Here is a 6000-nt window from a genome sequence, read left to right on the forward strand (position 1 = left end):
AATCTAGCAAGCCCGGAGCCACCAAAAGATCTACTTTCGCGAGCGGAGATCGAAACTCGACGCCACGACTGGGCCAGGTTCTATATCAAGGACCATCGCACGCGACGTCTAATTTCTGGGATCGGAGCTTTTATCCTGGCCGTCCCGGTAGCCATTCTTCTAGTGGCGAGAGTCGGCGTCCTCTATGGGAGCACGGCCGCCTTAGGCCCAATCGCCTTGACTGAAATAGCCAGGGAAACAAATCGCCTGGGTTTCACGTATCCACGTGCTTGGATATCAGCGTGGATCTTTGCTCTATTCGATGGCCTCTTTCTCCTGCTGACTCAACTCTCGGACGGTGAAGCCCTTCGCGGCTCCCTCCTATTGGTCGCAGCCATATCGGCCATGGCAACAATCTCAATCGGACACTTCATCCCGTCGAATGTCGAACTTGAAGGTAAACTCCCCCCACTTCCATCCGACTCTTCGAGCGACTACGTCCCTGAGGGCGTCGAATGGCCTCTGGCCATAATTACTCCAGAGGACGCGGAGCGAGTATCCGCATCCTGGCTCCAAAAGTTCGGCTATCGCGACGCCGTCGTTACACCCCGCGGAACCGATGACGGGATCGATGTCTGGTCAGCGGGTGCAGTGGCTCAGACCAAATTCTGGACCCGAAATAGAGTGGGAATTCCGGAGGTGCAGCGCCTCGTTGGTTCGTCTGAGCCGGGGCAGCGCCGAATATTTTTTTCCACATCCGGGTATACGAAGCCGGCACTTCGCTGGTCGTCCGATTCCGACCACCAGGTCGCCCTCTTTACGCTTTACCTGAACGGGCACATCAAGGCTCAAAACTACTTTGCCCGAGACCTTATATGGTCGACACCGATAAACACTCCAGTCGCGCTTCGAAAGCCCCTCAAGCTATCCACAAAAATAATCTTCACCTCTCTTTCTGCGATCTACCCCTTGGCCGGATGCGCGCTCCTTGTTGCAGCTTTCCTCGTTCCTCAAACAGTACAGATGGTATTTCTGTTGGCAATCTCTGCCATATCGTTCATCCTCCCTCTAGCGATAGTTAACGCGCTCCTCTCGGCCGACTTTCGGCGTCTCGTGAAGGCACTTCGTGGGTCCACATCAGGGTCCGCATGGCCTGGTTGGCGCCAAATATTCACCGACGAAACCCTGACGAGCACTAATCTATTACCCTCGGATCTGTATTTTGGGGCCGGAAACTTCTTTTTCAATCGAGTGTACCGACATTCCCGAAAGTTGGTAGCCCATAAACGCCTGTGGTCGCGACGAATTGCCGCCAAAAGATACAGGAACYGTGACTCGGCACACCAAATTTAAGCCGTGAGTCTTGGACGAGCACGCCGCGCYGCTTCCACTCCTCGGCGCTGGCACGCGCTTGYGGTACAAGTCAGCTTGCCACCGAAGATCGTCGACGATCTTTTCGAGGCGAGGGGATCTGACAGCCAAGTTGACAGCCGAGCCGACGGACATCGGTGAACGTTCATGGACACTGGTGGACGTGACGGCCGAGGTAACCGGACTCCCTGGACGGCCGTGGATCTGCGTGGATGATTCAGATGAAACTACAGAACAAATGGCCCGCAGGAACAGGCTGCCGCTACCGAGCAAATCGGCATTCCGACAAGCGTTGGCCACCCATGTATACAAGCAGATACCCAAACTGCGGATTCGCAACTACGCGTACCCGCACCTCAGTCTATCTTCGGACTCTTGAGAACCAGATCAGACGAGGGTGTCTGCCGTGAAAAGCGAAGCCACCAACCGGCGAAGGCGGTCGGCGCCTTGACTCGCAACTCATACTCGCCGGCGCCGAGAGAAATAACTTGCACTAGTCGCTCGTCAATGATGGCATTCGGTCCAGCTGGTGCGTCGAATTCTGCCTCTGGATCAATCCTGATCGCCTCCATCAGTTGGTGAGCGATCTTCTCTACCGCTACATTTAGAAGGAGCTCAACTTCACCCATATGGTCAAGCTTGAACGCGCACCAATCAGCCACGTCATCAATTGGGCCGGCCATTTGCGCAGCGAGACGAGCCCGTTCCGCACCTTTCTCGGTGATCCCCAGCACGTCCTCAAGGCAGCCTTGCGGGTGAATCCAGAGTCCAGCTCCGCGCCAAATTTCGATGAGCTTTGACTTCCGCGCCGAGTGGCCACCTTCGTCCTTGAGATGGGCTAGCCACTGTGCGCGGTTCTTCGGATTCGGGAGAATACTTTCTTTGTTCATCTGCTCGATGAGTGGCCGCAGTGCGGTCGAGGTCGTAGCCGGTTCGGCCGCCAAATCGCTTCCATACCGCGATCGAACGTAGCTCGAGGAATCCATTGTTCGTTGCACTTCCGGCGCGAAGAACGAGTCGAGATCGGCGATTGCTCTGACGTCGAACCCGATCGAATTTCCGATTTCAAACCAGAGGGCGACTCCCCCATTACTTCCGCACTCTGCGAGATCTGTCTGAGCGACGATCTCAGGTGATTGTGTCCTCATTAGCGCCACAGTCAATGCGGTGACGTCGTCGATACCCTCGACCAGAACTGGTCGAGGAGAGAACACCAGAGTACTCACAAGCTGAGGATAGCGTTGTAGGGAGGCTGTAACGCGCTTCGTCTGTGCTGGCAGGATACAGGATCCGAGTCGGCAGGCCGGCTTGCCCGTCGAGAAGTACCAAATTCCGTTCAAATCATCGACGCTTTTGGGCTGGATCATGCTCGGTTCATGGGTCACAACGACAGCGCGTCGTCCCGAGTTTCTGCACTCTTTCTCAAGTTCTGCGAGCCACAGTCGCACCATCGACGGATGCAAGTGTAGCTCCGGCTCATCGACTACGAGAATTCGCCAGTCTTCACCATAGGTGGCAGCAAGCAGCGTCACTAACTCTCGCAGCCCATGTCCTTCCTCTCGGAATAGCGAATACGAAGAGTTGCCGATTCGCACATGTGGATCCAAATAGCCGGACTGTTCATGTATCTCTATCGTCCGCCCGAGAGTCTTCCGAATAAATGCGGCAACTCGTAGCCACACCTCCGGCCTTTCTCTGAGGTTATAAATCTCCTCGGAGGCTACTCCAGTTCTCTTGGCGCCGACGCCGGCCTGGTGTCGTTCAGGGTCTCCAAGCGGAAGCCCCTTGAAATGGTCTTGGTTTGRCTCAATGCCATAAGTGTATGAAGTAATCGCCATCAGGCCAAGAAGTCGATCGGCTATAAGTAGCCTAGCTCCTTCGACCCGCGTCGATACGGCCCGAGCAGCGCGTGATTTGCCACTGCCATTGCGGCCCACAAAGTATGTGATTGGGCAATCCCAGGATTCCAGTCGCATGAAGGAATCGATTCCCCGGTCTGCACCCGGGAAGACGTCGTTCCAAGTAAGATCGATAGCCGGCAGGCCGGCAGTCGCGGGAGCGGTCACCGCGAAGATGTTACAGGGGGGTGTAGCGGCGTCGGCGCCCTCCCTTACGCGGTTCGAGCCGATAACCGGCGAGCCGAACGGCGCTTTCGTGCAGCCAACAAGTTACACCGCAACGGTGCTGCACTCGCACAGATGCCAGAGGACGCTCCCGGGTCCGGTGACCAGTGCCAGGCGATTGGGCGCTACGACCGGGCGAGCGCCGAGCCGATGCGGCCGGGTACAGCCAGAGCACTGCACCCAACCGTGTACCCGAGTCGGCGGACGCGCATGGACGACACGCCCTCTCCTCTTATCCCGCTGGTCGACCCGTCCGACGCTTCGTTGCCGCCGTCTGCGGACTGGTGTACGGCAGTTGTACTGCAACGGGGGCGGACGTCAGCGGACGTGCATGGACGCAGTCGGGCGCCTGACCTGCACCGGCGGACGTCCGTGGATGTTCATGGACGGGTCGCCGAAGCCTACGGATCTGAAGGTTGGCGACCTGGCCCGACTCCGCGACTCGGCGATTCGCGAGTCACTCACATCGGACCGAGACGCGGGGCTTTGGCGGCAGCCGAGACCCGACCATGGCGGGTCCGGCACGCTCACGTCTCCCACCCCAGCTCGAAGTCCTGGCCGTGGACAGGACGTGGATTCGTGCACGGCTACCCGCCGTCGGCCGAACATGTCCACAGGTCACAGCGATGTCGATCTCTTGAGGAGAACATCACCCAGATCTACGAAGGCACCAACCAGATCCAGCGCGTGGTGATGTCGAGGCAGCTGCTGAAGGGCTGAACCTGGGGCCGTCTTCGGTAACATCGCGCGAGTGACAGCGCTGGATCCGTTCCGGGTCGACGTGCCGGCCGACGTCCTCACCGACCTGGCCGAACGGCTTCGGCGGACCCGGCTTCCGAATGAGATACCGGGCATCGGCTGGGAGCAGGGCCTCCCGCTGGAGGTACTCCGGGAGGTCATCCGCTACTGGCTGGACTCCTATGACTGGCGGGTCCACGAAGCCCGCCTGAACCGCTACGAGCAGTTCACGACGACGGTCGAGGGCCAGCGCTTCCACTTCCTGCACATTCGGTCGCGTCACGCGACGGCCGTCCCGTTGTTCCTGACCCACGGCTGGCCTGGTTCCGTGGTCGAGTTCCTTGACGTGATCGACCCGCTGGCCGATCCGGCCGACCCGGCCGATGCGTTCCACCTGGTGGTGCCCTCGCTGCCCGGTTACGGATTCTCCGGCCCGACCACGGATACGGGCTGGAACCCCCGGCGGATCGCCACCGCCTTCGGTGAGATCGCCGACCGGCTCGGCTACCAGCGCTACGGCGTCCAGGGCGGGGACTGGGGCGCGATCGTGTCCTACAACATGGCCGAGCTGCGCCCGGAACGCGTCCTTGGCCTGCACGTCAACCTGATGAACGTGCCGCCGCCCAGCGGCGAGGCGGCCGCTCCTCCGACCGCGTGGGCGCGGCGGATGGGTCGCACCGGCGGCGCCTACGACGCGATCCAGGGGAMCAGACCGCAGACGATCGGTTACCTGCTGGACGACTCACCGGCCGGGCTGGCGGCCTGGATCATCGAGAAGTTCTACGAATGGACCGACCAGTCCGGCGGCACCTTTGTCCTCACCAAGGACCAGATGCTGACCAACGTGATGGTCTACTKGGCGAACCTCACCGGAGCGTCGTCGGCCCGGCTGTACTGGGAGCGACGCCAGGCCCCGGAGACGATGGTGCCGCAGCGACGGGTCTCCGTGCCGACCGGCGTGGCCAACTATCCGGGAGAACTGGTCCGGTCGCTCCGGCCGCACGCCGAGCGATTCTTCAACATCGTGCACTGGACCGAGCTCCCMCGCGGCGGCCACTTCCCCGCAATGGAGGTGCCGGACATCTTCGTGGAAGACGTACGGGCATTCTTCCGACCTCTGCGCTAGTGCCGTGTCCGCCGGCTTCGCCCCGCCGTGGAGCAGCCCTGATCGTCGCCAACGTGTCGTCAACGCCGTGATATGGCCGAATCTGCGACGACGGCGACAGGTGCTCGGCGATCACCTGGGTGAACGGCGTCCGCAGCGACACCAAGAAGCAGCAACGCCGAGCCGGGCGGCCTGGCGTCACTTCGGCAGGTATCCGCACCAGCGCCGCGATCTCCAGGCGCCACGCGAACGCCACACCGAGCGTAGTTGCGGACAGTAGCCGGACGTGTGCGCCTGAGTCGGCCCTGGTGGCGCTGAATCCGGTCGCCGGTGTCCCGGGTTACCCCAGACATAGCCCGCACGGTGGTGCGCTCTCGCCGGACGGCTCCACCAAGTGCGAACCGCGGCGGATGAGCCCCTCTATAGGCACGCCCAAATGACACAGATCCCCGGAGGGTAACGGGAGTGTGTCGGATGGGCGTGTTTATGGGCACGCTCAAATGCCACGGTCCAGACCACGCGCGCGACGCCCTAGGGACGGCACATATTCGTGGTCAGCGCACTAGTGTGCCCCGTCAGAAATTAGGCGGGTAAGTACTACTCTGTCGCTATGGTGCGTTCCGGCTCTGCTGCGGTTGAGGTCGTCCTGTCTGAGGACGAGCGTGGCGAGTTGGTCCGGCGGCT

Annotated in this window: 4 protein-coding genes; 3 read left to right on the top strand and 1 reads right to left on the bottom strand. The window is 60.6% G+C overall.

Features of this window, described 5'->3' with window-relative positions:
• Positions 1–384: 384 nt before the first annotated feature.
• On the top strand, positions 385–1332 hold the full coding sequence (locus BCD49_RS46470) for a restriction endonuclease (protein WP_442960522.1): 948 nt from the start codon (positions 385–387) through the stop codon (positions 1330–1332).
• Positions 1333–1706: 374 nt separating this feature from the next.
• Here BCD49_RS46470 and BCD49_RS40925 read toward each other — a convergent pair whose 3' ends face one another.
• Positions 1707–3326 carry an ATP-dependent nuclease gene (locus BCD49_RS40925; RefSeq protein WP_335341703.1) on the bottom strand — a complete coding sequence of 540 codons (1620 nt, stop codon included), beginning with the start codon at positions 3324–3326 and terminating at the stop codon, positions 1707–1709.
• 726 nt (positions 3327–4052) lie between these two features.
• Here BCD49_RS40925 and BCD49_RS44600 point away from each other — a divergent pair.
• Both BCD49_RS44600 and BCD49_RS22720 read left to right on the top strand, forming a co-directional pair.
• Positions 4053–4193: a hypothetical protein gene (locus BCD49_RS44600; protein WP_157845267.1), complete on the top strand. Its 141-nt coding sequence runs from the start codon at positions 4053–4055 to the stop codon at positions 4191–4193.
• Between the two features lie 31 nt (positions 4194–4224).
• Entirely contained in the window at positions 4225–5337 is a 1113-nt protein-coding gene (locus BCD49_RS22720) for an epoxide hydrolase family protein (protein WP_071041876.1), read from the top strand.
• The last annotated feature ends 663 nt before the right edge of the window (positions 5338–6000 follow it).

The organism is Pseudofrankia sp. EUN1h, assembly GCF_001854645.1.
In the GTDB taxonomy this organism is placed as follows: Bacteria; Actinomycetota; Actinomycetes; order Frankiales; family Frankiaceae; genus Pseudofrankia; species Pseudofrankia saprophytica.